25 protein-coding genes and 1 other RNA gene are annotated in these 25,243 nt (G+C 53.7%); 18 read left to right on the top strand and 8 right to left on the bottom strand.

Going from position 1 to position 25,243, the window contains the following annotated elements:
- Position 1: 1 nt before the first annotated feature.
- Genes MWU62_RS05395 through MWU62_RS05415 form a run of 5 tightly spaced genes read right to left on the bottom strand, consistent with a single transcriptional unit; the run spans position 2 to position 5,387 of the window.
- Positions 2–922: a DUF808 domain-containing protein gene (locus MWU62_RS05395; RefSeq protein ID WP_247113902.1), complete on the bottom strand. Its 921-nt coding sequence runs from the start codon at positions 920–922 to the stop codon at positions 2–4.
- Positions 923–951: 29 nt separating this feature from the next.
- Positions 952–2,175 (bottom strand): FAD-dependent monooxygenase, encoded by a 1,224-nt coding sequence (locus MWU62_RS05400; protein WP_247113903.1) that lies wholly within the window; start codon positions 2,173–2,175, stop codon positions 952–954.
- A complete protein-coding gene (ubiH, locus tag MWU62_RS05405; protein ID WP_247113904.1) occupies positions 2,172–3,437 on the bottom strand; it encodes a 2-octaprenyl-6-methoxyphenyl hydroxylase in 1,266 nt (421 codons plus the stop codon). Before ubiH ends, MWU62_RS05400 begins: the two co-directional genes overlap by 4 nt.
- 4 nt (positions 3,438–3,441) lie before the next feature.
- Positions 3,442–4,761, bottom strand: coding sequence for a Xaa-Pro aminopeptidase (gene pepP / locus MWU62_RS05410; RefSeq protein WP_247113905.1), 1,320 nt, complete (start codon positions 4,759–4,761; stop codon positions 3,442–3,444).
- Between the two features lie 26 nt (positions 4,762–4,787).
- On the bottom strand, positions 4,788–5,387 hold the full coding sequence (locus MWU62_RS05415; protein WP_247113906.1) for a UPF0149 family protein: 600 nt from the start codon (positions 5,385–5,387) through the stop codon (positions 4,788–4,790).
- A gap of 191 nt (positions 5,388–5,578) precedes the next feature.
- On the opposite strand from MWU62_RS05415, the gene MWU62_RS05420 reads away from it, so the two are divergent.
- The 4 genes from MWU62_RS05420 to MWU62_RS05435 all read left to right on the top strand — a co-directional run bounded on the left by MWU62_RS05420 (position 5,579) and on the right by MWU62_RS05435 (position 6,959).
- Positions 5,579–5,785, top strand: coding sequence for a TIGR02449 family protein (locus tag MWU62_RS05420; RefSeq protein WP_200362121.1), 207 nt, complete (start codon positions 5,579–5,581; stop codon positions 5,783–5,785).
- Positions 5,785–6,081, top strand: a complete 297-nt coding sequence (locus MWU62_RS05425; RefSeq protein WP_247113907.1) for a cell division protein ZapA — start codon at positions 5,785–5,787, stop codon at positions 6,079–6,081. Before MWU62_RS05420 ends, MWU62_RS05425 begins: the two co-directional genes overlap by 1 nt.
- Before the next feature lie 61 nt (positions 6,082–6,142).
- A non-coding RNA gene (gene ssrS / locus MWU62_RS05430) (6S RNA) lies at positions 6,143–6,322 on the top strand.
- Between the two features lie 4 nt (positions 6,323–6,326).
- The gene (locus MWU62_RS05435) at positions 6,327–6,959 is read left to right on the top strand and encodes a 5-formyltetrahydrofolate cyclo-ligase (protein WP_247113908.1); all 633 of its coding nucleotides are present in this window, start codon (positions 6,327–6,329) and stop codon (positions 6,957–6,959) included.
- An 11-nt stretch (positions 6,960–6,970) separates the two neighbouring features.
- On the opposite strand, the gene MWU62_RS05440 is transcribed toward MWU62_RS05435, so the two are convergent.
- A complete protein-coding gene (locus MWU62_RS05440) occupies positions 6,971–7,141 on the bottom strand; it encodes a hypothetical protein (protein WP_247113909.1) in 171 nt (56 codons plus the stop codon).
- 221 nt (positions 7,142–7,362) lie between these two features.
- Positions 7,363–8,898, bottom strand: a complete 1,536-nt coding sequence (gene ilvA / locus MWU62_RS05445) for a threonine ammonia-lyase, biosynthetic (RefSeq protein ID WP_247113910.1) — start codon at positions 8,896–8,898, stop codon at positions 7,363–7,365.
- A gap of 136 nt (positions 8,899–9,034) precedes the next feature.
- On the opposite strand from ilvA, the gene rpiA reads away from it, so the two are divergent.
- The 3 genes from rpiA to ppa all read left to right on the top strand — a co-directional run bounded on the left by rpiA (position 9,035) and on the right by ppa (position 11,794).
- The gene (gene rpiA, locus MWU62_RS05450) at positions 9,035–9,706 is read left to right on the top strand and encodes a ribose-5-phosphate isomerase RpiA (RefSeq protein WP_247113911.1); all 672 of its coding nucleotides are present in this window, start codon (positions 9,035–9,037) and stop codon (positions 9,704–9,706) included.
- Between the two features lie 144 nt (positions 9,707–9,850).
- Positions 9,851–10,990, top strand: coding sequence for an acyl-CoA dehydrogenase family protein (locus MWU62_RS05455; RefSeq protein WP_247113912.1), 1,140 nt, complete (start codon positions 9,851–9,853; stop codon positions 10,988–10,990).
- Between the two features lie 276 nt (positions 10,991–11,266).
- Positions 11,267–11,794 carry an inorganic diphosphatase gene (gene ppa, locus MWU62_RS05460; RefSeq protein ID WP_247113913.1) on the top strand — a complete coding sequence of 176 codons (528 nt, stop codon included), beginning with the start codon at positions 11,267–11,269 and terminating at the stop codon, positions 11,792–11,794.
- Between the two features lie 58 nt (positions 11,795–11,852).
- Here the strand turns inward: ppa and MWU62_RS05465 are convergent, their stop codons facing one another.
- Complete coding sequence (locus MWU62_RS05465) at positions 11,853–12,905, bottom strand: DUF2333 family protein (RefSeq protein ID WP_247113914.1); 1,053 nt, start codon at positions 12,903–12,905, stop codon at positions 11,853–11,855.
- Between the two features lie 224 nt (positions 12,906–13,129).
- Here MWU62_RS05465 and MWU62_RS05470 point away from each other — a divergent pair, with 224 nt between their 5' ends.
- The 11 genes from MWU62_RS05470 (at position 13,130) to MWU62_RS05520 (ending at position 25,173) form a co-directional block, all read left to right on the top strand.
- Complete coding sequence (locus MWU62_RS05470; protein WP_247113915.1) at positions 13,130–14,743, top strand: diguanylate cyclase; 1,614 nt, start codon at positions 13,130–13,132, stop codon at positions 14,741–14,743.
- Between the two features lie 254 nt (positions 14,744–14,997).
- On the top strand, positions 14,998–15,438 hold the full coding sequence (aroQ, locus tag MWU62_RS05475) for a type II 3-dehydroquinate dehydratase (RefSeq protein ID WP_200362131.1): 441 nt from the start codon (positions 14,998–15,000) through the stop codon (positions 15,436–15,438).
- A 27-nt stretch (positions 15,439–15,465) separates the two neighbouring features.
- A complete protein-coding gene (gene accB / locus MWU62_RS05480; protein ID WP_247113916.1) occupies positions 15,466–15,930 on the top strand; it encodes an acetyl-CoA carboxylase biotin carboxyl carrier protein in 465 nt (154 codons plus the stop codon).
- A gap of 18 nt (positions 15,931–15,948) precedes the next feature.
- Positions 15,949–17,295 (top strand): acetyl-CoA carboxylase biotin carboxylase subunit, encoded by a 1,347-nt coding sequence (gene accC / locus MWU62_RS05485; RefSeq protein WP_247113917.1) that lies wholly within the window; start codon positions 15,949–15,951, stop codon positions 17,293–17,295.
- A 28-nt stretch (positions 17,296–17,323) separates the two neighbouring features.
- Entirely contained in the window at positions 17,324–18,220 is an 897-nt protein-coding gene (gene prmA, locus MWU62_RS05490) for a 50S ribosomal protein L11 methyltransferase (RefSeq protein ID WP_247113918.1), read from the top strand.
- A gap of 73 nt (positions 18,221–18,293) precedes the next feature.
- Complete coding sequence (locus MWU62_RS05495; protein WP_247113919.1) at positions 18,294–19,580, top strand: DUF3426 domain-containing protein; 1,287 nt, start codon at positions 18,294–18,296, stop codon at positions 19,578–19,580.
- Between the two features lie 227 nt (positions 19,581–19,807).
- Entirely contained in the window at positions 19,808–20,803 is a 996-nt protein-coding gene (dusB, locus tag MWU62_RS05500; protein ID WP_247114123.1) for a tRNA dihydrouridine synthase DusB, read from the top strand.
- Positions 20,800–21,117 carry a DNA-binding transcriptional regulator Fis gene (gene fis, locus MWU62_RS05505; RefSeq protein WP_200362137.1) on the top strand — a complete coding sequence of 106 codons (318 nt, stop codon included), beginning with the start codon at positions 20,800–20,802 and terminating at the stop codon, positions 21,115–21,117. The genes dusB and fis overlap by 4 nt, the downstream gene beginning before the upstream one ends.
- Before the next feature lie 85 nt (positions 21,118–21,202).
- The gene (gene purH, locus MWU62_RS05510; RefSeq protein WP_247113920.1) at positions 21,203–22,783 is read left to right on the top strand and encodes a bifunctional phosphoribosylaminoimidazolecarboxamide formyltransferase/IMP cyclohydrolase; all 1,581 of its coding nucleotides are present in this window, start codon (positions 21,203–21,205) and stop codon (positions 22,781–22,783) included.
- Between the two features lie 48 nt (positions 22,784–22,831).
- Positions 22,832–24,118 (top strand): phosphoribosylamine--glycine ligase, encoded by a 1,287-nt coding sequence (purD, locus tag MWU62_RS05515; RefSeq protein ID WP_247113921.1) that lies wholly within the window; start codon positions 22,832–22,834, stop codon positions 24,116–24,118.
- Between the two features lie 107 nt (positions 24,119–24,225).
- Positions 24,226–25,173: an alpha/beta hydrolase gene (locus tag MWU62_RS05520; protein WP_247113922.1), complete on the top strand. Its 948-nt coding sequence runs from the start codon at positions 24,226–24,228 to the stop codon at positions 25,171–25,173.
- The last annotated feature ends 70 nt before the right edge of the window (positions 25,174–25,243 follow it).

Below are 25,243 nucleotides of genomic sequence, written 5' to 3' on the forward strand. Positions count from 1 at the left end.
CTCAAGTTGTCTCTGATCTCGCTTCCCACAGCCGTATAAGGGGGGTAATCACAGCTACCAGCACAGCCCCCGCGATAACTCCGACCAAGCCATTGGCTAGCACAGGAATCAGCATGGCCCACAAACCGCTATAATCCGCAGCGAAGAGTTCAATAGCGTTATAAACGGGCGGTACGCCGTGCACAAGAATGCCACCTCCCACCAAAAACATAGCGAGAGTGCCAACAATCGATAAGGTTTTCATAAGGTAAGGCGCAAGCCAGAGAATGCCGTCACCGACCTTTTGCGCCAGCTCACTGTCTCTCTGGCTTAGGTAGAGGCCAACATCGTCCAGTTTCACAATCCCTGCCACCAACCCGTAAACCACTACAGTAACACCCACGGCCACCACAGACAGAACGGCAAACTGCATACCGATGCTCACACTGGCTACCACGCCTAGCGTGATTGCTATGATCTCTGCCGAGAGAATGAAGTCTGTCCGAATGGCACCTTTTATCTTTTGCCTCTCCAACACCCTCAAATCCACGTCCGGTTGCTTGAGAGCCTCACGACGTTCCTTTTTGTGCTGTTCGTCTTCCTTGGCATGCAAAAATTTATGGGCCAGCTTTTCAACGCCTTCAAAGCATAGGAAGCCACCGCCAAGCATCAACAAAGGCGTCACCAGCCAAGGCATAAAGAAGCTGATAGCGACCGCAGCCGGAACAAGTATCACCTTGTTCACCATCGACCCCTTGGCAACCGCCCAAACTACCGGGAGCTCCCGGGCAGGTCTTACACCGGTGACCTGTTGTGCGTTCAGGGCAAGGTCGTCCCCCAGCACACCCGCTGTTTTCTTTGTTGCGGCTTTTGTCATCAAAGAAACGTCGTCGAGCAAGGCTGCAATGTCATCAAGAAGTGTGAGTAGACTGGCTCCTGCCATCAGTGAGTATCCTGTGTGGTGGTGGCGGTTTAAAGATTAAGGCCCATGGCCTCTGCTGCAATACGGTTTTTTACCGGCCCTAGCCCATCAAGCCAGCGCATACCGGTATTTCTGAGAAGCCTGAAAGGTAACTCATCGCGACCAAATAGCTGCTTGAAACCTTCCATTGCCATCATCATGGTTAGGTTCTCGCCTTTTCGACGTCGCTGGTAGCGCGCAAGAACCAGCTCGTTCGCCGGGCTTAAACCAGACCTTTTGGCGCTGGATAACTCTTCCAGCATCACCCGAACATCACCGTATCCGAGGTTGGCACCCTGACCAGCTAAGGGGTGAATGGTGTGGCCTGCGTCACCGATTAAGGCGAAGCCGGGCGCAATGTAATCTTTAGCGTGGCGCTGACGCAGCGGGAATGCAAAGCGCTTGGAAACCGATTCAATCGTACCAAGTTCTCTTTCGATCGCGCGCTCTAGCTCCGCAGTGAAGGTTGCATCATCTAGCGCCATAAGGCGGCGGGCTTCTTCGGTATCTTGTGACCAAACGATGGAGCAATAATGCTCATCGCCGTTTTCGGCTGCCAGCGGCAAAAAAGCCAGAGGTCCGGTTTGCGAAAACCTTTGCCAAGCTGTGTATCTATGGCTCTGGGCTGTGCGCACGGTGCATACAATCGCCTGCTGGTCGTAATCCCATTCTCGGGTAGGCAAGCCAACCCACTGCCGTAATCTGGAGTTGGCACCATCAGCCGCAATCACGAGTTGTGCGCCGAGTTTACGGCCATCGGCAAGCTCAATGCAGCGCAGGTCGCCGTCTTGAGTGCAACCGGTAACCTGCACACCATCAATCAGGTCAACATCGCTGGTTTCTACAATCTCGAACAGAGCCCTGACCAAACTGCGGTTTTCGACAATCGTCCCCAGGGCTCGGGCTTGTAATTCGGCAGCGTCAAAATGAATTCGGCCGGTTCCGTCGCCGTCCCATACAGTCATACCTTGATAGGGGCAGTGACGCCCGGTCGCTACACCGCGCCAAGCGCCCAGAGATTCGAGCAGCTGTTGGCTGGCCACAGAAATGGCGCTAACACGAGGTTCAAAATCCATTACGCCTTCAACGGGTTGGGGAGTTTTCAGCAGCGCGGCACGATCACTGCCCTCCACCAAGCCAACCGTCCAACCTTGCTTCGATAAGCCAAGAGCCATCGCGGTACCCGTCATACCACCGCCAACCACGAGGATGTCGAACACCTTGGCATCACTCATTGTTTATCACTCGCCGCTGGCCCATTGATAACCGCTCTGCGCCCGCCTATTCCCATGGCTTTGCGCGCAAACAGGCGCTTGGCGCCGGGCAACAAGTCTAGGCCCACTAACCCGGCATCTCTGGCTGCCGCAACCGGTGCCAGTGAGTGGCCAAAAATACGAATCAGTGAATCCGAGAACTGCACGGTTTGCTGCCAATCCGGATTGTGCAACTCGTGATAGCGGCGCAATATCTGAAAATCGCCCGCTGACCGACCCTGCTCTGCCGCCAACCGGAACTGCTCCACCAGAGTCATCAAACCCCGCAAAGCCAGATTGAAGCCCTGCCCTGCAACCGGATGCAAAGCGTGGGCGGCATTGCCCACAAGCGCCACTCCGGGCCTTACAGGCTCGGCTACAGTCGTGAGTGTCAGCGGGTAATGGTTGCACTCACCTATTCGGGTAAACCGGCCTAAGCGCCAGCCAAAGCGCTCTTGGAGCCGCAAACATTTGTCGCTATCGGACATCGCCAGAACCTGCTCGAGTTCTTGATCGTTCAAGGTCCATACCAGCGCAGACTCATGTCCCGCTCTGGATGGCGACCCATGGGGCAACATGGCCATGGGGCCCGCTTCGGTAAAACGCTCAAATGCCGTGAATTCATGGCTGTCGCTGGTGGATACGTTGGCAATGAGTGCATTCTGATTGTAGCCGTGATGGCTTGGCTGGAAGCCTAGCTTTTCTCGTAACCCGGAACGGCCGCCATCAGCCACAATCAAACATTGCGCCTTTAAGCGGCTGGTTTCGTTGCCACTTTTCAAGCTAACGCTCACACCTTGCTCGCAGGGTGTCATGTCGGTGACTTCTGCTGGCGCTTGCCATTGAACCTTTGTTTCGAGCAACTCCCGCATCAAACAAAGCCCCATCCAGCGGTTATCCACCACGTAGCCCAGAGCTTGCTGTTCATACTCTTTGGCATTTAAACGAGTGGCGCCGAAACGGCCTCTATCCGATACGTGTATGTGCTGGATAGGCGTCGCGTGCTCCGATATCCGATGCCAAAGCCCCAGCTCTTCAAAGATCAGCCGGGAGCCCCACGCCAATGCGGTGGAGCGGGCATCGTAACTGGGCTGATAGGAATCCGGCAAAGCATCCGTCGAGAGCGGAAAAGCCTCAACCACGGTGACTCTCAACGCAGGTGCAACTCTGGCAAGTGCCAGAGCTAAGGTCGCACCCGCCAGCCCACCACCGGCAATGATCACATCGGTATCGGAATGTTTCACAGGCTTAATCCGCCATCAGGGCTTCAATATCGTCCACGGTCTTGGGCACACCGTGTGTCAACACCCGGCAACCCTCTTTCGTAACCACCACGTCGTCTTCGATACGAATACCAATACCGCGCCATTTTTCATCAACGTCGGTATTGTCCGGTGCGATATACAAACCCGGCTCCACGGTAAGGGCCATGCCCGGCTCAAGTAGCCGCCATGCATCCCCTACTTTGTAGTCGCCCACATCGTGTACATCCAACCCCAGCCAATGGCCGGTGCGATGCATGAAGAAGGGCTTGAAGGCTTCACTGGCTATGGCATCATCGACTGAGCCAGCTAATATACCCAGCTCAATCAACCCACTAGTGAGCACTTTCAACGCTGCTTCATGGGGATGGTTCCAGTGATTGCCCGGGCGAACGGCATCAATAGCCGCGTACTGAGCTTCCAGCACAACATCGTAAACTGCCCGCTGCTCGGGGCTGAACTTGCCACTGACCGGGAAGGTGCGGGTAATGTCAGAGGCATAACACTCCACCTCACAACCTGCATCGATAAGCACTAGATCGCCTTCTTTAAGAGGTGCTGTGTTTTCGATGTAATGCAGAATGCAGCCATTTGCACCACCGCCAACAATAGAAGGGTAGGCCGTGGAACGGGCACCATGATTCATAAAGGTATGAATCAGCTCAGCCTCAAGGTTGTACTCGTAACCACCCTTGCGGGCGCGCTTCATAGCACGGCAATGGGCTTCAGCGCTGATCTGCCCAGCTTTGGCCATGGCCTTGATTTCGGCGGCGCTTTTGTAAAGCCGGAGGTCGTGCAGAAGATGCTCCAGAGACACAAACTCACCCGGCGGGTGCGCACCACTTTTAACCTTGCTGCGAAGCACCTTAACCCAATCCATTACCCGAGTATCAAAGCCCTGATCTTTACCTAACGGGTAATACACGCGGCTGCGGCCTTCGATCATACCGGGCAAAATGTCGTCGATATCTGAAATCGGGAAAGCATCGTCCAAGCCGTAGCGCTCTATCGCACCTTCTGGACCCACAAGAAAGCCATCCCATAGCTCTTTCTCAGGATTTCGCTCTTTACAAAACAGAACGGACTCGCCGTGCTCACGGCCGGGGATCAGCGCCAAAACCGCCTCAGGCTCCCCGAAACCAGTGAGGTACTGGAAGTCGCTGTCTTGACGAAACGGGTGCAACACGTCGCGGTTGCGAACACGCTCCGGTGCAGCCGGAATAATGGCAATGCTGTCTGGCGCCATCCGCTCCATCAACTTACGGCGGCGCTCAGCGAATTCCTTGACGGGTATAATGGACGGCATAGGGTCTCCCGCAGTGTGTGGCATAATCAGTGCAGTGTAGGCGCTTGTGATGCCGGCTTTTCCGGCGGATTGAACTCGGTGAATACGGCCAGAGCCCCGAGCCGGATGTACTCCGTAATTTCTACCAATTGCTGCTCGCTTTCTTGATCAGACTCTTGGTCTTCAGAAACCTGACTGATCGCGACCATGTCTCCGATAAGCTCGCGAATTTCCTCTGGGGCCTCGCCCAAAGACTCTCCGGCAGAGAGGGCCATGCCCTCGAGAAAGCCACGCACCCACGCCACTAGAGCCTCGAGGCGCTGGTCGATCGCATAGTCATCATCAGGCAGCAAAGGGTGAAAGCTCATATCAGCCGACTTTAAAAACGCCAGCGCCTGTTCGTAGGCCTCGTTCATGAAGACTGACAGGTCCTCGTTCTCTTCGACTGCAGTTTCCGGAAGCCCCATGTGCTCACATACCATGGCCAACCACTCATCTTCCTCGATGCGGGAGCCAGCAGCTAACCGGCCGCAAAGCGCGCCATGAAGTTCGGAAGGGTGACTAAACGCCTTATGAGCAGTAAAAACATTCGCCCAGCGCTCAAACTCAGCGGCATGAGCCGCATTGGCAGTGTCGGTTTCTGACATGAACCAAGACAATCCTGTGTTGTGGAGTTAAGGCCCCATCCTAGCATTCAGGCGCTTTCAAGACACCTGCAGGTTGCTGTACGGAACACGAAGAACAGCAATTCACAACTTATGACATGCCTGTAAATTGACCGGTATGGCACACACACTTATAGTTAGTCGCAATAACTTCAACCTATGCTGGGCACGTCATGGAACAGTCCGAAGTACAAGCATTAGCGGACAAGCTGGACAAGCTGATCGAACACTGCCAAAAACTTGAGCGGGACAATGCTAATTTGAGGCAGTTGCAGGATGACTGGAACCGGGAACGGAGCCAGCTTATTCAAAAAAATGATCTTGCCAAAAACAAGATCGAAGCCATGATCGGCCGCCTTCGAGCGCTGGAGCACCATTGATGTCTAAGCCATCCACCACCGTTGAGGTGAAAATTCTCGACAAAGAGTATCTGGTCGCTTGCCCTGAAGAAGAGCAGGAAGCCCTCATACGTGCGGCCAGACATCTGGACACTAAAATGCGTGAAATTCGCACTGGTGGCAAAGTATTCGGAACTGAGCGAATCGCCGTTATGGCCGCGCTGAATATGACCCATGAATTGCTAGAGCGGGACACCATGTCCGATGCTACCAGCACTCTGCTTAAAGCCATGGACAGCAAGCTGGAAAACGCTCTCGGAGAACAGTCAAACCACTGAATTTTTAGGGATTCCCCGATAGGTGTTGCAATCGGCCCCGGATCTGGCCCTATAATAGGAACACTTCCTGGGCTGTTCGCAAGTCGGATTCGTCCTCGAGCCGATGCGCTTTACCCAGGTGGCTACTCTAGGGCATTGTGAGCATGTCCCCGCAGGGGGAAAGCCTAATATGTCACAGCGGCCACCGACCTTGAACTTTGGGTTCAAGGGCCACATCCGATAACGGCAGCTCGGGAAGCTTTATTTTGAGCCAGACGACCGACTCACACCTTTCTGAATCAAATTTTTCTGCTTTGTCCCGACGCGAACTACGCCAACAACTGCGTCAGCAGAGACGTTCGTTATCGCCCCAAGAGCAGGAAAAAGCCTCAATTTCTCTGGCGTTAAATCTGGCCATGAATCCGGATTTGTACAGAGCCAGACACATAGCCATCTACCTGCCTAACGATGGCGAGATTGATCCACACCCCTATATGTCCATGGCCCGACTCAAAGGAATTCACTTCTACCTACCAGTTCTGCACCCCATCCATCCCGGCAGATTGGTCTTCAGCCCCTATTACGATGGCGTTGAACTAACCGCCAATCGCTTTGGCATACCCGAACCGGCCTTTAGCAAAGGGCTTAAGCGGCCTGCTTGGGCGCTAGACGCCGTGCTGTTTCCGTTGGTGGGGTTTGACGAGCAAGGTGGAAGGCTGGGAATGGGTGGCGGCTTTTATGATCGCACGTTTGCCTTCAGCCGCTTACGACCTAGGTTGGCACCAAAGCTGATCGGCTTGGCTCATGACTTTCAAAAAGTGGAAAGGTTACCGGTTGAGCCTTGGGATGTGCCACTCCATAGCGTGGTGACAGACAAACAGGTATATCGAGTTAAATAGCGAGGTCGCTGTTACCGATTTAACGGCGCTTTGGCCATGTACTCGGAGTCGGCTGAGATAGAGTTTTTTGTGGTGGACGAGGAACGCTCTTCCGAGGCCTGAAGCGAGGTAAATCCGGTAATTACGAGGCCGACAGCAAAAATCAGCACAACAGCCCGGATAATATCTGGCTTGCCACCCATGACGCGTATCCCTGTTCAAAAATAAGATTAAATCTGCGGAAAATCAGTTAGCTATTCTTGTTTTCAAGAATTAGACGAAAGACTAACACGCATCTTGAATTTTACAATTTTTAACAGATTAAAGTTCAGTAAGAAAAACAATGGCTAACGGGGAATACCTGAAGGTCATAACTGCGAAGAACCAGCCCAGCGCTATTGCCCGGGCTGATCAACTGAGCGGCTTAGGATGCCTTGCCGTTGCCAGCACCTAAAAACAGCTGGTAAGCCTCGTTATCCGTCATGTTTTCATAGCGGAAGCCTACTTTTCCCAGCATGGTTTCGAAGTCTTTCACTTCATCATTATATACTTGTGCGCCTAGTAGCACGCGGCTGTATGCGGCACCGTGATTGCGGTAATGGAACATAGAGATATTCCAGCGTGTGCCTAGCGACATCAGCAGCTTCAGCAAAGCTCCCGGGCGCTCCGGGAACTCGAACTGGAACACCTTCTCATTGGCGATTGTAGGCGCGTGGCCGCCAACCATGTGACGAATGTGCTGCTTGGCCATGTCACTTTCCGTGAGATCGAGAACAGAGTAGCCGTTTTCGCGAAGATCCTGCACCAACTCGTCCCTACCCAAACCGCCAGCCTGAACCTGAACGCCCACAAAAATGGTCGCCTTGCTTGCATCGGCATAGCGATAGTTAAACTCGGTGATGTTGCGCTTATGCAGAGCGTTGATAAAGGTCTTAAAGGCACCGGGCTTTTCTGGAATGGTAACCGCAAGGATCGCCTCTCGCTTCTCACCGATTTCTGTGCGCTCGGAAATGTAACGCAAGCGGTCAAAATTCATATTGGCGCCACTCAAAGTAGCCACCAAGTTTTCATTCTCGATGTTTTCCCGCTCAATATACTTTTTGATACCGGCAACACCCAGCGCCCCAGCTGGCTCGGCGATTGAGCGCGTGTCTTCAAAGATGTCTTTAATTGCCGCACAGATCTCATCGGTGGAGACAGTGATCACCTCATCCACATGGTCTTTGCAGATTTCCCACGGGTATTCACCGATCTGCTTCACCGCTACGCCATCTGCAAAGATGCCCACTTCGTCCAGCACTACTCGCTTGCCCGCTTTCATGGCAGCTTGCAGACAGTTGGAATCGTCGGGCTCAACGCCAATCACCTTGATTTCAGGGCGTAGGTATTTGATGTAGGCAGCCATACCGGCAATCAAGCCACCACCACCCACGCAAATAAACACTGCGTGAATGGGTTTGCTGAACTGCCACAGCATTTCCATGGCAACCGTGCCCTGCCCTGCGATGACATCCGGGTCGTCATAAGGGGGGATGTAGGTATACCCGTGCTTCTCCACCAGTTCCTTAGCTTGAGCGGCGGCCTCGTCAAAGGCATCGCCCTTGAGTACTACACGCGCACCATGAGCCCGCACTGAGCGCACTTTGATCTCAGGCGTGGTTTGCGGCATCACGATAACGGCTTTGATACCCAATTCCTTCGCTGCGAGTGCCACACCTTGAGCATGATTGCCCGCAGAAGCACAGATAACCCCTTTGGATTTCTGCTCTTCCGACAACTGGACAAGCCGGTTGTACGCGCCGCGAATCTTAAAAGAAAACACCGGCTGAAGGTCTTCCCGCTTGAGCATAATATTATTGCCAAAGCGCTTGGATAGGCTGCGGGCTTCAGTGAGGGGTGTTTCGATGGCCACGTCATAGACGCGCGCATCGAGGATCTTTTTGATGTAGCGTTGCGGCATGATGGTTCCGGTTGTTGGTGAGTGGTCGGGGAAAACCTACAGTGTAGAAACTTTGCACGGCTGCCGTCTATAAGCTGGCCACTCATAAGCGCTATAATGGCCGCTGAACCCACAAGATTTGAACTCGGAGCGCTCAATGACTCAGGACGAACTCAAAAAAGCCGTTGCCAAAGCTGCAGTGGACTACATTGCTCCGCGCTTGGAACGCGATAGCGTTGTTGGCGTTGGCACCGGCAGCACAGCGAACTTCTTCATCGACATGCTAGCTGAGCTTAAAAACGAGTTCGACGGCGCTGTGGCCAGCTCGGAAGCAACCGCCGAGCGACTAAAAAGCCACGGCATTCCGGTTTATGATCTGAACAGTGCTGGCGAGCTGGAGTTTTATGTAGACGGTGCCGACGAAACCAATGAGCGCCTTGAACTGATCAAAGGCGGCGGTGGAGCACTGACTCGCGAGAAAATCGTTGCAGAGGTTGCCAAGACGTTCATCTGCATAGCAGACGAATCCAAAAAAGTCGGCGTATTGGGCGAATTCCCCTTGCCGGTAGAGGTTATCCCCATGGCACGCAGTCATGTTGGTCGTGAGATCGTCAAGCTAGGCGGCGACCCCGTATATCGAGACGGCTTCACAACCGACAATGGCAATATCATTCTAGACATCTACAACATGGATATTTCCCGTCCGATCCAGATCGAAGAAAGGCTGAACAACATTGTGGGCGTTGTTACCAATGGTCTGTTCGCTCGCCGCCCAGCGGACCTGCTGCTCCTCGGAACCAGTCGCGGAGTCGAGAGCATCGCTCGGTAAGACACCTAATCTAGATTGATCTATAAAAAACTGGCACCTCAAGCCAGTTTTTTTACGCTAACCCACACCCAAACCAAGCGCTTGCTTGGTGTTCGAAATTGCGCGACACTAGCTCTTATCAATTCCGAATAGAGGTTTGTTATCGTGTCCGATTTCTTCAACGAAACCCACGAGCAGGTGCGACTAACCGCCCGCAAATTCATTGAGACTCACGTCACCCCCCATATTGATGATTGGGAAGAAGCTGGTGAGTTCCCTCGGGAGATATACAAGAAAGCTGGCGATGCAGGTCTTCTCGGCATTGGTTTTCCCGAAGCTCTCGGTGGCGTGGGCGAAGGCGATATCTTCATGAAAGTAGCGGTTTCTGAAGAGCTCATGCGCTCCACTTCGGGCGGATTTGTCGCCAGCATCGGCTCTCTGGATATCGGCCTACCGCCCGTTGCCAAATGGGCTAAAAAAGACATCCGTGAAGAAGTCGTGCCGCCCGTGCTACGCGGTGAAAAAATCGCTGCCCTTGCAGTCACAGAGCCAGGCGGTGGTTCAGACGTTGCCAACTTAAAAACACGCGCGGTGAAAGACGGCGATCACTACATCGTAAACGGCAGCAAAACCTTCATCACCAGCGGCACTCGAGCCGATCACTACACTGTAGCCGTAAGAACCGGCGGCGAGGGCCACGCAGGCATCAGCCTGCTATTAATCGACCGCGGCACTCCCGGTTTCTCTAATGGTAAAAAGCTTCGGAAGATGGGCTGGTGGGCCAGCGATACCGCTGAACTGTTCTTCGAAGACTGCCGAGTGCCCGCTGACCGCCTGATTGGCGCAGAGAACGCGGGCTTTATTGCCATCATGAGCAACTTTCTGGCGGAACGTCTCAGCCTATCCATCATGGCCTACATGACCGCCCAGCTGGCCTATGAAGCAGCCTTGGAATACACAAAACAACGTCAGGCCTTCGGCCGCCCGGTTTCGGGCTTTCAAGTTACTCGCCACAAACTGGTAGATATGGCCACCCAAATCGACGTGGCCCGCGAATACACCTACCGTTGCGCAGCACTGATGCAGGCTGGCAAAAACCCGATCAAGCAAGTGGCCATGGCTAAGAACTTTTCTGTGGATGTTTGCGAAAAAGTCACCCGCGAAGCCGTGCAACTGTTTGGGGGCATGGGATACATGAGGGAATCGGTGGTTGATCGCTTGTACCGGGATGCAAAAATCCTGTCGATTGGCGGCGGAACTACCGAAATCATGAAAGAACTGATTGCGAAGCAGATTAAACTTTAAGTTTGATGCATTCTTTCAACACCGCCTACTTCGGAGTCGGGTTCGCCCTCTGGCGGTGCTGTCTGAAAAACGCCCGTAAATACATCCCTGTAGGGCTCGGTCGCGCCATCCTTGGCGCTCCACGTTTTCAGACAGCACCGCCAGAGGGCAACCAGTAACCAAGGCGGAGGATATCACCCACCAAGGTTTAGTTTCGAATGACAGTAGAGTCCCGTATAATTGCGCTCACTTTTCAAGCACAGTTAAACGAACCTAACGTATCAGGAAGGAACTCTCATGCAATTCGACAACATCCCAGCGGGCAAAAACCCACCAGAAGACATCTACGTAGCCATTGAAATCCCGGCTAACAGCTCACCGGTCAAGTACGAACTCGACAAAGACATGGGTGCCCTGCTGGTCGATCGCTTCATGGCAACGCCTATGTTCTACCCAGCCAACTACGGCTTTATCCCTCACACTCTGGGTGAAGACGGCGACCCGCTGGACGTTCTGGTTGTTACCCCTTACGCACTTCAGGCTGGCTCAGTGATCCGCTGCCGCCCGGTAGGCGTTCTGAACATGGACGACGAAGCTGGTGGCGATGCCAAACTAGTAGCCGTGCCACACAGCAAGCTGACCAACTCCTATCAGGACGTACAGGAAATCGACGATCTGCCTGTTCTGCTGCGCGATCAGATTCGCCACTTCTTTGAAAACTACAAAACACTTGAGCCAGGCAAGTGGGTCAAAGTAAAAGGTTGGGACAACGCCGCTGCGGCCAAACAAGCCATTGTGGATTCGATCAAAGCTTACCAAGGCTGATCTTCAGGCATAAAAAAACCGGGCAACGCCCGGTTTTTTTATGCCTGAACAAAACTCATTAGCCCCGTGACAGTAGATCCCGCATATCGCTGATCGCCGCATTAGCGCGGGAAAGATACGCCGCCATGGTCAGTGAATGATTTGCCAAAACACCAAACCCGCTGCCATTAAGGATAACCGGGCTCCACATTTCGCCTTGAGCGCCCTCAAGCTCAATAATCACCTGTTTAACGCTGGAAACCGCATTTTTATCCTGCAACACCTTGCGGAAGTCCACTTCAATCGCGCGAAAAATGTGCAGCAACGCCCAAGAGCTGCCACGAGCCTCATAGAACACATCGTCAATCTTGGTCCAATCGGTTTTAATATCACCGCCGCCAGTTTCTTCATTCAACGGATTATCTGAGTCCACATTGGCTACAGCTTCTGAAACGGATGCCTTACCCACGCTCTCACCCAAAGTACGGGAAAGACTACCCAGGCGGGTTTCCAGATCGCCAAGCCAGTTACTCAGGTTATCGGCCCGCGCGAAGAACTGGGCATTGGCCTGCTCGGGGCTCGAAAGACGGTTGAGGTAGCGCTTCAATGCGGTAATACCCCGGCGATACTCAGCCTCTGTAGAAGGAATCGCCCAGCTAGCGCTATCAAAGTGGAACTGCGGCTCGGCGATGATCAAATCGGGGTCTTCCGCAGACTGGCTCTGTGACCGGCTAATGTCTTTACGCATGGCCCGTGAAAGATCACGCAACTGCACGAGCACGCCGTACTCCCAGTTTGGCTGATTGTCCAACCAAAGCCCCGGGGGGAAGATATCATTTGAAATGTACCCGCCAGGCTTGTCTAAAAGCGTTTCCGCTATACGGATCATGGTTACCGTTGTGGCAAAACCGGTTATGGGCTCTCGCTGCATTTCATTCGCAACCGCCCGGGTATGTTCACGTACGGAGAAGGCCTCCGGCTCACTACTCCAGTATATGCCCAGCACCACTGTTACCAGCAGGTATACGAACAAGACAACGGCTAAAAACTTGCCGATCATACCGTTGTTACCAGCATAATCCTGAGCGTCTTCTTTTTTGTCTCTGAAATACTGTTTGATTTTGCCTGGCATATTACGTTGAGCCCCTTGTCTGTTAATTGACTGTGCAAACGGTCTTACAGATCCTAACCTATGGGGCGTCCTATATACACACCGCAGAATTCACAAACAATTACACAGTGCAACTTACCCCGACAACTCTAAACACTATAGACTCCCAAAACAGACTAGAGTTGGGAAAAACGTCCAAGCAATAAAAGGACGGCCCAAAATGAGAAGAGGCAGCCCGAAGAATAATGAGCGACGCAAGCCAGAAAGAAAAACTCAGGCAGCACTTTGCACGCCGCGTTACAACTCAAGCACGGGTTGTTCTAGACATCTGGCAAAAAGTCCACGCCAATAACGAACCCTTTTCCGCGCACCGCGAAGAACTGCTGTCGGCTTCCGATAAGCTGGTACGTTATGCGAAGCGCTTCGAAATGGCGGGCCATGCCGATGCTGGCAATAAAGTTCTCGATATTGTCCGCAACTGGCCGGACGATACGCCTCTGAACGATGCCACCGAACGGCAACTTCAAGATGCCTTTGATGCACTCGCCCGAAGCACTCTCAGGCGAACAGACCAAACCAATACAGAAGCTCCCCACCAGTTCCGGCGCACGCCTGTATACATCGCACTCGCAAACGTTGAGATGGCCTCTCGGCTGATCCGCCAGCTTGAGTTTTTTGGCTTTCGTGCTGCGGCTTTTGATTCTGCAGAGGAACTCGCCGAAGCCTGCGCCCTGCACAAGCCAGAAACTATCCTGATGGATGTGAACTTCGGCGGCAGCAAGAATGCGGGCATCGCCACCATCGAGCGTCTTCAGGAACGACACGACACGCCGGTTCCGATTATCTTTATGAGCGATGAAGACGGAACCATTCAAACCCGCCTTAGGGCGTCCCGGTGTGGCGGCGAAGAATTTTTCTACCCAGCCGTTGATCCTGGTCAGCTGATTGAGAAGATAGAAACCTATACGCACGGCAACACCGTTGAGCCATACCGGGTGCTTGTTCTGGACGACTCCAGAGCACAGGCAAAATTCATGGAGACGGTTCTAAGAAAGGCGGGCATGACAGCCCACATCATTACCGACCCCATGGAGATAATCCACGCACTGGATATATTTTCGCCGGAAATCATCATTCTCGATATGTACATGCCCGGCTGCACCGGAATGGAGGTTGCGCGAGTAATCCGGCAGCAGGACCGTTTCCACAGCGTTCCCATCATCTACCTTTCGGCAGAAGATGACGTCACCAAGCAACTGCATGCTATGAGCCTGGGTGGTGACGACTTCCTAACCAAGCCAATTGACCCGAAACACCTTATCGCAACGCTTCATAATCGTGGCCGACGCGCTCGTTCGCTACTGGCGTTAATGATTCGCGATAGCCTAACCGGCCTCTATAATCACACCCATACACTGTATTTGCTGGATCAGGAGATCGTGCGGGCACAGCAGAAAGACCAACCCCTGTGCTTTGCGATGATTGATATTGACTACTTCAAGAAGGTGAACGATACCTTCGGGCACCCAATTGGCGACCGGGTTCTCCGCAGCCTTTCAATGTTTTTGAAACAGCGCCTGCGTAAAACCGACCACATTGGCCGCTACGGTGGCGAAGAGTTCGCTATTATTCTTCCCAACACACGTCCAAGTGACGCCCGCAACGTTCTCAATGAAATCCGTGAACGCTTTTCCGAGCTTCAGCAGCCAGCCGGAGACCGAGAGTTTAACGTTACCTTCAGCTGTGGCGTGGCGTCTTGGAACAACGAGCCCTCGCAAACTCTTTGCGAGCGTGCCGATCGCGCTCTTTATACCTCCAAGGAGCACGGCCGGAATTGCGTTACTCTGGCAGATAACTAAGCAGTAAATCGACCGGCAGCCCGCGCGGGCTGCCATATGAAACCATCGTCGTATAGAAGTCACCCCCACCGTTCACGACAATGATTGCTATCAGCAGGCCCCATTTCTATTCTTCTGCCCTCTGTTGCCACTTGTGTGCAACATACAACATTGTCAAATAGTGTTGATCTGAGGGATAAAAGCACACACGATAGGTGGAAAATGCCAATAAATTCGGCGATCCTGTTATTACAGTCATAAAGGCAAACGCTATCATGTCGACAATTCTCGTGCTCCACGGCCCCAACCTGAACATGCTCGGCACCCGCGAGCCAGAGGTCTATGGCCACGAAACACTGGCAGATATTGATGCGCGACTAAGCGAACAAGCTGCAGAGCACGGCCATCACTTGTTACACCTACAGTCAAACGCTGAATATGAATTGATTGATAGAATCCATGAAGCTCGGGCAGAAGGTGTAGATTTCATCATTATTAATCCTGCTGCCTTTACGCACACCAGTGTTGCCCTGCGGGATGCCATATTGGCGTCAGGCATTCCGTTTATAGAAGTACATCTTTCTAACGTGCATGCGCGAGAAGCTTTTCGCCATCACTCGTATTTTTCTGATATCGCCCAAGGCGTTATCTGCGGATTAGGCAGCCAAGGATACGAGCTAGCGCTCCAGGCAGCCATACAACAAATTCACCGATAGAACTGATAACACGGGACTGGATTGACTATGGATATTCGCAAAATCAAGAAACTGATCGAACTGCTCGAGGAGTCTGACGTAGAAGAGCTTGAGATTCACGAAGGAGATGACTCTGTTCGCATTTCCCGCCGTGGTGAGCAGGCCTCAGGCGCCCAGTACATCAGCCACTACGCACCGCCACAGCAGCCCCAGTACGCTCCTGCTCCGGAAACTCCGGGCCCTGTTCAGGAAGACAACTCACAACAAACCGTACACAACGGGCATGCCCTGCGCTCCCCGATGGTGGGAACCTTTTACCGGGCACCGTCTCCCACTGCGGATTCTTTTGCAGAAATCGGCCAGCAGGTTAAAGCTGGCGATGTTGTCTGCATTGTAGAAGCCATGAAAATGATGAACCAGATTGAAGCCGACAAGAGCGGCACAATCACTGAAATTCTGGTTGATAACGGTCAGCCCGTAGAGTTTGACCAGCCGCTGTTAATCATTTCCTGAACCCGGTGATAGCTACTCATGGCCATGTTAGAAAAAGTTCTGATCGCAAACCGAGGTGAAATAGCCCTCCGGATCTTGCGTGCCTGTAAAGAGCTCGGCATCAAAACCGTAGCGGTTCACTCACAAGTTGACCGCGACTTGATGCACGTGCGTCTGGCGGATGAATCCGTCTGTATCGGCCCCAATAGCCCTCTGGAAAGTTACCTCAACATACCTGCCATCATCAGTGCTGCAGAAGTAACAGATTCTGTGGGTATACACCCGGGTTACGGTTTCATGGCGGAGAACGCCGACTTTGCCGAGCAGGTTGAGAAAAGCGGCTTCCGCTTTATCGGCCCCAGAGCAGAAACCATTCGCCTTATGGGCAACAAGGTTTCCGCCATCAACGCGATGATTCGCGCCGGCGTTCCTACGGTGCCGGGTTCAGACGGCCCGCTAACCGATGACGACGACCGCACCCTGCAGATTGCACGCAAAATCGGCTACCCCGTAATGATCAAAGCGGCCTCCGGCGGCGGCGGTCGCGGCATGCAGGTGGTGCATTCCGAAGCAGCACTGCTCAAGGCGGTACAAATCACCCAGTCTGAAGCCCGGAACGCCTTCGGCGACCCTACGGTTTATCTGGAAAAGTTTCTGGAAGCCCCTCGCCACGTCGAAATTCAAGTGCTGGCCGACATGCACGGCAACTGCATTCATCTGGGTGATCGGGACTGCTCCATGCAGCGCCGGAACCAGAAGGTTATCGAAGAGGCTCCAGCCCCGAATATCGAGCCCGAAGCCCGCGAGCGCACCCTCAAGGCTTGCGTGGAAGCCTGCAAGGAAATCGGCTATGTCGGCGCTGGCACTTTTGAATTTCTGTACCAAGACGGCGAATTTTTCTTTATTGAGATGAACACGCGTGTTCAGGTAGAACATCCAGTCTCGGAAATGGTAACGGGTGTCGATATTGTTCGTGAACAGCTGCGGATTGCCAGCGGCTTGCCACTGCAATACAAACAGGAAGAAATTCACATCAGAGGCCACGCAATGGAGTGCCGCATTAACGCGGAAGATCCGGCCACCTTTGTGCCCAGCCCGGGTACAGTGAAGCACTTCCATGCCCCCGGTGGTTATGGTGTGCGGGTAGACTCACACCTTTATAGCGGCTATACCGTACCTCCGTTTTACGATTCGTTGATTGCCAAGCTGATTACTTGGGGCGACGACCGACAGATCGCCCGGAGACGAATGAAGAACGCTCTGGACGAGCTTTTGGTTGAAGGCATTAAAACCAATCAGCCGCTGCACAGAAAACTGATACGCGATGGTGGCTTTAAAACGGTAGACTTCACCATTCATTACCTTGAAAAACTGATGCGGGACTAACCTCCTGCATCTCAATGCGGGAAGACTTATGCCCTGGATACAACTTCAGATCCCTGCTGATCCCGATACCGCGGATCAGCTTGAAGATCTGCTTATGGAGATGGGCGCTGACGCCGTCTCCATGGAAGATGCTGCAGACCAACCCCTATACGAGCCCGACCCAGGCACCACGCCCTTGTGGAGCCAAACAACGGTAACCGGGCTTTTCCAGTCTGACCGTGACATAGACCAATTATGTGCAGACGTGCGCAACGCTTGGCACCAGCAAACCCAGCAATCCCTCTCAGAAATCGATGTTACTCTGGTCGAAGACAAAGACTGGGAGCGAGCCTGGATGGATGATTTTCATCCACTACAGTTTGGCGAGCGCCTCTGGATAGTACCAAGCTGGCATGAGGCACCAGACCCGGATGCCGCTAATCTAATGCTGGACCCCGGGTTGGCCTTTGGCACAGGCACGCACCCCACCACCGCACTCTGTCTGGAATGGCTAGATGGCATGGATGTGAGTGGCAAACAGGTTACTGATTACGGCTGCGGCTCCGGCATACTTGGCCTAGCGGCACTGCTTTTGGGTGCACACCACGTTGTGGGCGTGGATACCGACCCTCAGGCGCTGGAAGCAAGCCGCGAGAACGCTCGTCGCAACCGCGTAGACGAACCCAAACTGGACCTCTACCTGCCGGAAAATGAGCCGGACACCAAAGCGGATGTCATGTTAGCGAACATACTCGCACAACCATTGATAGGTCTGGCGCCGCATCTGGCCGCGTTAACCAAGCAAGGAGGCGATCTAGTGCTTTCGGGAATACTCTCGAATCAGGCTCGCGAAGTCATGGCGGCCTATGAGCCCTGGTTCATTATGGACGAACCGGCGCAGCGCGAAGAATGGGTACGCCTAACCGGACGGCGCAACGACAGGTGACGAAGGCCGTCTTAAAGACTAAACTCCCAGCTCTTAGTTCAGTTCGTAGCCCAGTCGCTTTCAGGAACGAAGCATGACCCAAAGTAGCCTGCAAACCCAGTGCCCAAAATGTCTTACCCGTTTTAGGGTGACCGATGAGCAGCTTGGCATTGCCAAGGGTAAGGTGCGTTGTGGCCACTGCATGGATGTCTTTAATGCGATTGAGCACAAGGTAACAAGCGCAACCGTTGCCACTCCGAAAGCTCCCTCTGATACAAGCAGCAAAAAGCCCTCAGAGGGCACGCAACCGAGTCAGCCTACCAGCGGCTTTGCCAGCGACACAACCGAAGACAACTTCGTCTTCGCAGACAACCCCGAAGAAGATGCCGAAGAAGGTCGCTATGCAGGCACCAAGCTAACATTTTCGGATGACGAACTGAGTGACAGTTTTCGGAGCTTCGACGACCGTGCTCCCTCCACACAAGATGATAGCGTCGACGACGATATCTCAGAAGGTGTCGATGAGAGCTGGGCTGAAGCCATTCTTCGAGAGGACAATGCACCGGAAAAAACTGCGGATGAAACTCCAGATTCGGACAAACCGCCGGTAAAGGCAGTATCGGAGGAGCAAGCAGATCGGGAGCTGGAATTTGAGTTGCAGCCATCTCCTGAACCTGCGCCGGTCCCAGAGACACCCGCGCAAAGCCCGGATAGCAAAGAGCAAAAAAACACATCGGACTTTTTCGATGATGATCAATCCAGCCTAGCACTTGAGTCTTTTGACCAACAACAGGACACAGAGCTAGAGCGCCCAGTCAAAGATGAGCGCTTATCAGCTGGAGCACCTTTCGGCGACCTTAGACACGAACCGGTATCCCTAGGCAGCAACAACAGAGGTTGGCTGCGCACTGCGGTTTGGTCGGTCATTGTGCTTGGCCTTATCGGTGTTTTGATCGCGCAAATCACCTGGTTCCAGTTTGACCGACTGTCCGCGATACCCGAATTGCGACCGTTTTATGAAAGGGGCTGCGAACTAGCAGGCTGTGAGTTGAAGCCTTTAATCAACGTCGACGCCATTCAAAGCCGCAAACTTGTGGTTCGTACCGATCCAGAAAACCGCAATCAGTTAGTGGTGGATGCCGTCATCATCAACCGTGCGGATTTCCAGCAACCTTTTCCGGCCATCGCGCTTACTTTCTCCAATCTGAACGGAGATGTTGTCGCCCAGAGTATTTTCACACCTGACGAATATCTTACTGGCGAAGCCGAAACGCTCAAAAGTATGCCCGTGGAAACCCCTGTGCGCATCGCCATTAGTATTCGCGACCCTGGTCGGGACGCAGTTAACTACAACATAATATTCCAACCTTACACGCCTTAAATCTTCCTACCGGAGACAACCACCCCGACACCCCAGCCCCCATCTCGTAGAACAAAAGTCAACCAGAAAGAGCGAAAAATAATCAGTTTTTTCGCGCCCTTGCCCCTTCAATCATAGTGCCCCCAGCGGTATCATTAGCGCCCTTCGGAACTGCCATCGGTTATTTATTAATCAATCGAACAGCTCCGACTTTTGCTTACTCTGCTGTGATACGGATTCAAACCATGTTGCCGACGGCAAAAATCGGGCCGTACACCCTGCCCAATCCGCTGATTGTTGCACCCATGGCAGGTGTAACAGATCGCCCTTTTCGGCTGCTCTGCCGCAGAATGGGTGCGGGTCTGGCTGTCTCGGAAATGGTTATAGCAGACAGCAAGCTTTGGCATACGCGCAAATCCCGAACCCGCATGGATCATGCCGGTGAGCCGGAACCAAGATCGGTGCAGATCGCCGGGGGTGACCCTGACATGCTCGCGAATGCGGCCCGGCTTAATGCCGAATCAGGCGCCCAAATTATTGACATTAATATGGGTTGCCCGGCCAAAAAAGTCTGCAACAAAGCGGCTGGTTCAGCGCTGATGAAAGACGAGCGACTGGTGCGGGACATTTTGGAAGCGGTCGTCAGCGCAGTGGATATCCCCGTCACGTTGAAAATGCGTACCGGCTGGGATCAAAACGACCGTAACGCTCCAACCATCGCCCGCATGGCTGAAGACATCGGTATTCAGGCGCTGGCCGTACATGGCCGCACCCGAGCCGATAAATACAACGGCGATGCTGAGTACGACACCATTGCCGAAATCAAAGCCAGAGTTGGCATTCCGGTGTTTGCCAATGGCGACATTACATCGCCGGAGAAAGCCCGCACCGTTTTGGAGTATACCGGCGCAGACGGCCTGCTCATTGGCCGCGCCGCTCAAGGCAGCCCATGGATCTTCCGGGAAATACTGCATTTCCTTGAAACCGGGCAACACCTTCCGGCACCGCCACTGAGCGAAGTGGAACAGATTTTAAGCGAACACCTAAACGCCCTACACAGCTTCTATGGCGAGCTCATGGGCGTGCGTATTGCCAGAAAACACGTGGGCTGGTACTTGCAGTCACACGACCCCGGCAAACAGTTTCGAAACTGCTTCAATGCACTCGACGATGCACTAGAGCAAAAAAACAGTATTCAACAGTATTTTTCAGGCTTACGAAATGGAGAGGTATTCGCAGCATGACCGCTGAGACTTTGGCAAATAACACCCTGAACGCCCCGGCCAACGATGATATTCACCAACTGCAAACGGTGAACAGCAGCGGCAACACCGTTACCCTGCGTGATAACGTTGAAGTGGCCCTGAAAAACTACTTCGCCCAGCTTGATGGAGCCCCCGTTACAGAGGTGTACCAACTGGTACTCTCTGAAGTGGAAGCACCTTTGCTGGAGCAGGTGATGAAGTACACCCGCAACAACCAGACCAAGGCATCAACCATGCTCGGCCTGAACCGCGGAACCTTGCGTAAAAAGCTCAAGCAGTACGGGCTGCTATAATCGAGAAACCCTGACTTGAAGAGGGCCTCCCGGATACCCTTCGCGAGGCCCTTGTTCGTTCACCCCAAGTGAAGAATGTGACCCCATGGCAAACCAGGCTAATACCCCCGTCCGTCGCGCACTGATCAGCGTTAGTGATAAATCCGGCATCGTCGAGTTCGGACGCGCCCTCACCGACCGCGGTATCGAACTACTTTCCACCGGAGGCACCTTCCGCCTCCTGAAGGAAAATAAGGTTCCCGTTACCGAGGTCTCTGACTACACCGGGTTTCCCGAGATGATGGACGGCCGGGTAAAAACCCTGCATCCGAAAATCCACGGTGGCATTCTTGGTCGTCGGGGCACAGACGACGCCATCATGGGCGAGCACGGTATCAATCCGATTGATATGGTTGTGGTAAATCTTTACCCCTTCGAGTCCACCGTTGCCGATCCGGATTGCGACCTTGCGACCGCCATTGAAAACATCGACATCGGTGGCCCAACCATGGTTCGCGCTGCTGCCAAGAACCATAACGATGTCGCTATTGTGGTCAATGCATCGGATTACAGCCGCGTCGTTAAAGAACTGGATGAGAACGATGGTCAGCTCACCCACACCACGCGCTTTGATCTGGCCGTTAAAGCCTTCGAACACACTGCAGGCTACGACGGCGCCATCGCCAACTACTTGGGCGGCCGCACCGCAGACAACGACAATGCTGACTTCCCCCGCACGTTTAATGCCCAGTATGTAAAAGTGCAGGACATGCGCTACGGCGAAAACCCACACCAGCGAGCGGCCTTCTATGCCGAACGCAACCCGAAGGAAGCCAGTGTTGCCACTGCAAAACAGCTTCAAGGTAAAGAGCTGTCCTACAACAACGTTGCTGATACAGACGCGGCTCTGGAATGCGTAAAACCGTTCGCAGACCCGGCCTGTGTGATCGTCAAACACGCCAACCCCTGCGGCGTTGCAATCGGTGCGGATATTCTCCAGGCCTATGACCTGGCCTTTGCTACAGACCCTACCTCGGCGTTCGGCGGCATCATCGCCTTTAACCGGGAACTGGATGCAGACACCGCCAAGGCGATTATTGATCGCCAGTTTGTTGAAGTGATTATTGCGCCAACTATCGCACCGGAAGCAGTCGAACTGGTTGCCGCCAAGAAGAACGTCCGGCTGCTGGCCTGTGGCGAACTCAACGGTGAACGCGCCCAGTCTATGGACTACAAGCGGGTAACCGGTGGCCTTCTGGTACAGGATCGTGACCTGGGCATGGTGGCTATGGCCGACGTAAAAGTCGTAACTACCCGCCAGCCAACCGAACACGAACTAAACGACCTGCTATTTGCCTGGGAAGTGGCTAAGTACGTTAAGTCCAATGCCATCGTGTATGCCCGCTCGGGCCGCACCATTGGTGTGGGCGCAGGCCAGATGAGCCGCGTGTACAGCGCCCGCATTGCCGGCATCAAAGCCGCCGATGAAAATCTGGAAGTGAAAGGCTCGGTTATGGCATCTGATGCGTTCTTCCCATTCCGGGATGGCATTGATGCCGCCGCCGAAGCCGGTATTACTGCCGTGATTCAACCCGGTGGTTCCATGCGGGATCAGGAAGTCATCGACGCCGCCAACGAACACGGCATCGCTATGGTCTTCACAGGCATGCGCCATTTCCGGCACTGACGACAGCGCTTTGTAAAAGCTCTTTTTAAACATTCGGGGCAATAACATATGAATATTCTGGTAATCGGCAGTGGCGGACGGGAACATGCCCTCGCCTGGAAGGCGGCCCAGTCTCCGGGCGTGAACACGGTTTTCGTAACACCCGGGAATGCGGGCACCGCCCACGAACCGGGCGTAGAGAACGTCAACATCGACGTTCTGGATATTGAAGGCCTTGCAAAATTTGCGGTCGAGAACAGCGTTGGCCTTACCATCGTTGGTCCAGAAGCACCTTTAGTGGCGGGCGTTGTAGATCTCTTTGAAGAGCGCGGTTTACGCATATTTGGCCCAAGTGCCGATGCAGCACAACTCGAAGGCTCAAAAGCATTTACCAAGGATTTCCTCGCACGCCAGAACATCCCTACCGCTGGCTACGGCAACTTCACCGACGTAGACGAGGCTCTGGCCTACGTGCGTGAACAGGGCGCCCCTATCGTGGTCAAGGCCGACGGCCTCGCGGCAGGCAAAGGCGTCATCGTCGCTATGACTCTGGAAGAAGCCGAAAACGCTATCCGCGATATGCTGGCAGGCAACGCCTTTGGCGAAGCAGGCAGCCGTGTTGTGGTTGAGGAATTCCTCGACGGCGAAGAAGCCAGTTTTATTGTAATGGTGGATGGCGAGAATGTTCTGCCTATGGCCACCTCACAGGATCACAAACGCGTTGGCGATGGCGATACCGGCCCGAATACCGGCGGCATGGGCGCCTACTCCCCAGCTCCTGTCGTAACCCCTGACGTACATCAGCGTATTATGGACGAGGTAATCTACCCTACCGTGCGCGGAATGGCAGCCGAAGGTCACCCTTACAAGGGCTTTCTTTACGCTGGCCTGATGATCGACCCCAAGGGCGCGCCGAAAGTCATCGAGTTCAACTGCCGCTTTGGCGACCCGGAAACCCAGCCCATTCTGCTGCGCATGAAGTCGGATATCGTCGCGCTCTGTCAGGCAGCCATCGACGGTAAGCTGGACCAGTGCAGCTCTGATTGGGATGAACGCGCCGCCGTAGGTATTGTTCTAGCAGCCGGAGGCTACCCCGGCAGCTACAATAAAGGCGATGCTATTTCGGGCCTACCGGAAACAGAAACCGAAGGCGAGAAGGCATTCCACGCAGGAACAGCCCTGAAAGATGGTCAGGTGGTAACTAGTGGCGGCCGGGTACTGTGCGCAACGGCATTGGGCAATACGGTAACAGAAGCCCAGAGCCGAGCTTACACTCTCGCTAAAGCCATCAGCTGGGATGGTGCGTTTTATCGCAGCGACATTGCGTATCGCGCCATTGCCAGAGAAAAATCGTAACGACGCTCAGTCTGCTAAAGCCCGGCCAATGACCGGGCTTTTTTATGGGTTAATGTAAACGAGTTCGCCCAAAGGGTGTAAAACACAAACAAACTGGAATCGCCCAAATGCAGAAAAAATCTCCCTACACTGTCATTTTTCTACTTCTTTCCATGTTGCTTGTAAGTGCTTGCTCGCGCCATAGCATCTATGAAACTGCCATTGGCTTTGAACGCTCCGCCGCCGGCCTTGAAGCAGATAATATTACTGTGGGCGATTTAGAGATCGCGTACCTGCGAAACGCCGAAGCAAACAATGGCGACACCATTGTTCTAGTGCACGGTTTTGGGGCGAACAAAGATAACTGGACTCGCATGGCCCGAGAGCTCACAGACAATTTCAACGTTTACGCCATCGACCTTCCCGGCCACGGCGAAAGCAGCAAGCCACTGGATCTGGGATACCGTTTTGAGCAACAGGTTGCCCACCTTGCCAGCATTCTGGAGGCCTTGGGCATCAACGAGATGCACATGATGGGCAACTCCATGGGCGGCGGTATTACAGCACTTTACACCGCGACCTACCCGGAGCAAGTTAAAACCGCCGTACTGTTCGATCCCGCTGGCATTCTGGATTATGAAAACGAGATGGTCAGCATGGTGCTCGCAGGCGACAATCCACTCATACCCAGCAAGCCAGGAGACTTCGATCGCTTGATGGATTTTGCTATGGCAGACCAGCCTTTTATTCCCTGGCCGATTCCAGGTGTTCTGGAAGAAAAGGCCATCGCCAATGAGGAGGTGAACAAAGTGATCTTCGCCGCCATCAAGGAAGTTGGCTTCACATCGGATTTCCGTAACGCGATTGCAAAGATAGAAGACCCCGTTCTCATTGTCTGGGGCAAAGAAGACCGTATTCTCGACTACCGCAACGGCGCCGTGTTTCAGCAGACTATTCCCGGCTCACAGCTGGAAATACTGGAAGGCATTGGCCATGCACCGATGATCGAGGCACCGGAAGAGTCTGCGCGCCTGTTCCTTGAGTTCGCCAAACCCCTCCTATCACCAGCCGGGTAAATCAATTGCGCGAGAGGTTCTGCCGTTATTGTCTTCAACGGTCGGGGAAAACAAGGTAGCCTTACATAGA

This window comes from Marinobacter sp. S6332 (assembly GCF_023016045.1).
Taxonomy (GTDB): Bacteria; Pseudomonadota; Gammaproteobacteria; order Pseudomonadales; family Oleiphilaceae; genus Marinobacter.

Excerpts from the sequence above, each read along its gene's own strand:
- MWU62_RS05395 (WP_247113902.1), bottom strand. The coding sequence starts at position 922 with ATGGCAGGAGCCAGTCTACTCACACTTCTTGATGACATTGCAGCCTTG.
- MWU62_RS05400 (WP_247113903.1), bottom strand. The coding sequence starts at position 2,175 with ATGAGTGATGCCAAGGTGTTCGACATCCTCGTGGTTGGCGGTGGTATG.
- pepP (WP_247113905.1), bottom strand. The coding sequence starts at position 4,761 with ATGCCGTCCATTATACCCGTCAAGGAATTCGCTGAGCGCCGCCGTAAG.
- MWU62_RS05415 (WP_247113906.1), bottom strand. The coding sequence starts at position 5,387 with ATGTCAGAAACCGACACTGCCAATGCGGCTCATGCCGCTGAGTTTGAG.
- MWU62_RS05420 (WP_200362121.1), top strand. The coding sequence starts at position 5,579 with ATGGAACAGTCCGAAGTACAAGCATTAGCGGACAAGCTGGACAAGCTG.
- MWU62_RS05425 (WP_247113907.1), top strand. The coding sequence starts at position 5,785 with ATGTCTAAGCCATCCACCACCGTTGAGGTGAAAATTCTCGACAAAGAG.
- MWU62_RS05440 (WP_247113909.1), bottom strand. The coding sequence starts at position 7,141 with ATGGGTGGCAAGCCAGATATTATCCGGGCTGTTGTGCTGATTTTTGCT.
- ilvA (WP_247113910.1), bottom strand. The coding sequence starts at position 8,898 with ATGCCGCAACGCTACATCAAAAAGATCCTCGATGCGCGCGTCTATGAC.
- rpiA (WP_247113911.1), top strand. The coding sequence starts at position 9,035 with ATGACTCAGGACGAACTCAAAAAAGCCGTTGCCAAAGCTGCAGTGGAC.
- ppa (WP_247113913.1), top strand. The coding sequence starts at position 11,267 with ATGCAATTCGACAACATCCCAGCGGGCAAAAACCCACCAGAAGACATC.
- MWU62_RS05465 (WP_247113914.1), bottom strand. The coding sequence starts at position 12,905 with ATGCCAGGCAAAATCAAACAGTATTTCAGAGACAAAAAAGAAGACGCT.
- MWU62_RS05470 (WP_247113915.1), top strand. The coding sequence starts at position 13,130 with ATGAGCGACGCAAGCCAGAAAGAAAAACTCAGGCAGCACTTTGCACGC.
- aroQ (WP_200362131.1), top strand. The coding sequence starts at position 14,998 with ATGTCGACAATTCTCGTGCTCCACGGCCCCAACCTGAACATGCTCGGC.
- accB (WP_247113916.1), top strand. The coding sequence starts at position 15,466 with ATGGATATTCGCAAAATCAAGAAACTGATCGAACTGCTCGAGGAGTCT.
- accC (WP_247113917.1), top strand. The coding sequence starts at position 15,949 with ATGGCCATGTTAGAAAAAGTTCTGATCGCAAACCGAGGTGAAATAGCC.
- prmA (WP_247113918.1), top strand. The coding sequence starts at position 17,324 with ATGCCCTGGATACAACTTCAGATCCCTGCTGATCCCGATACCGCGGAT.
- MWU62_RS05495 (WP_247113919.1), top strand. The coding sequence starts at position 18,294 with ATGACCCAAAGTAGCCTGCAAACCCAGTGCCCAAAATGTCTTACCCGT.
- fis (WP_200362137.1), top strand. The coding sequence starts at position 20,800 with ATGACCGCTGAGACTTTGGCAAATAACACCCTGAACGCCCCGGCCAAC.
- purH (WP_247113920.1), top strand. The coding sequence starts at position 21,203 with ATGGCAAACCAGGCTAATACCCCCGTCCGTCGCGCACTGATCAGCGTT.
- purD (WP_247113921.1), top strand. The coding sequence starts at position 22,832 with ATGAATATTCTGGTAATCGGCAGTGGCGGACGGGAACATGCCCTCGCC.
- MWU62_RS05520 (WP_247113922.1), top strand. The coding sequence starts at position 24,226 with ATGCAGAAAAAATCTCCCTACACTGTCATTTTTCTACTTCTTTCCATG.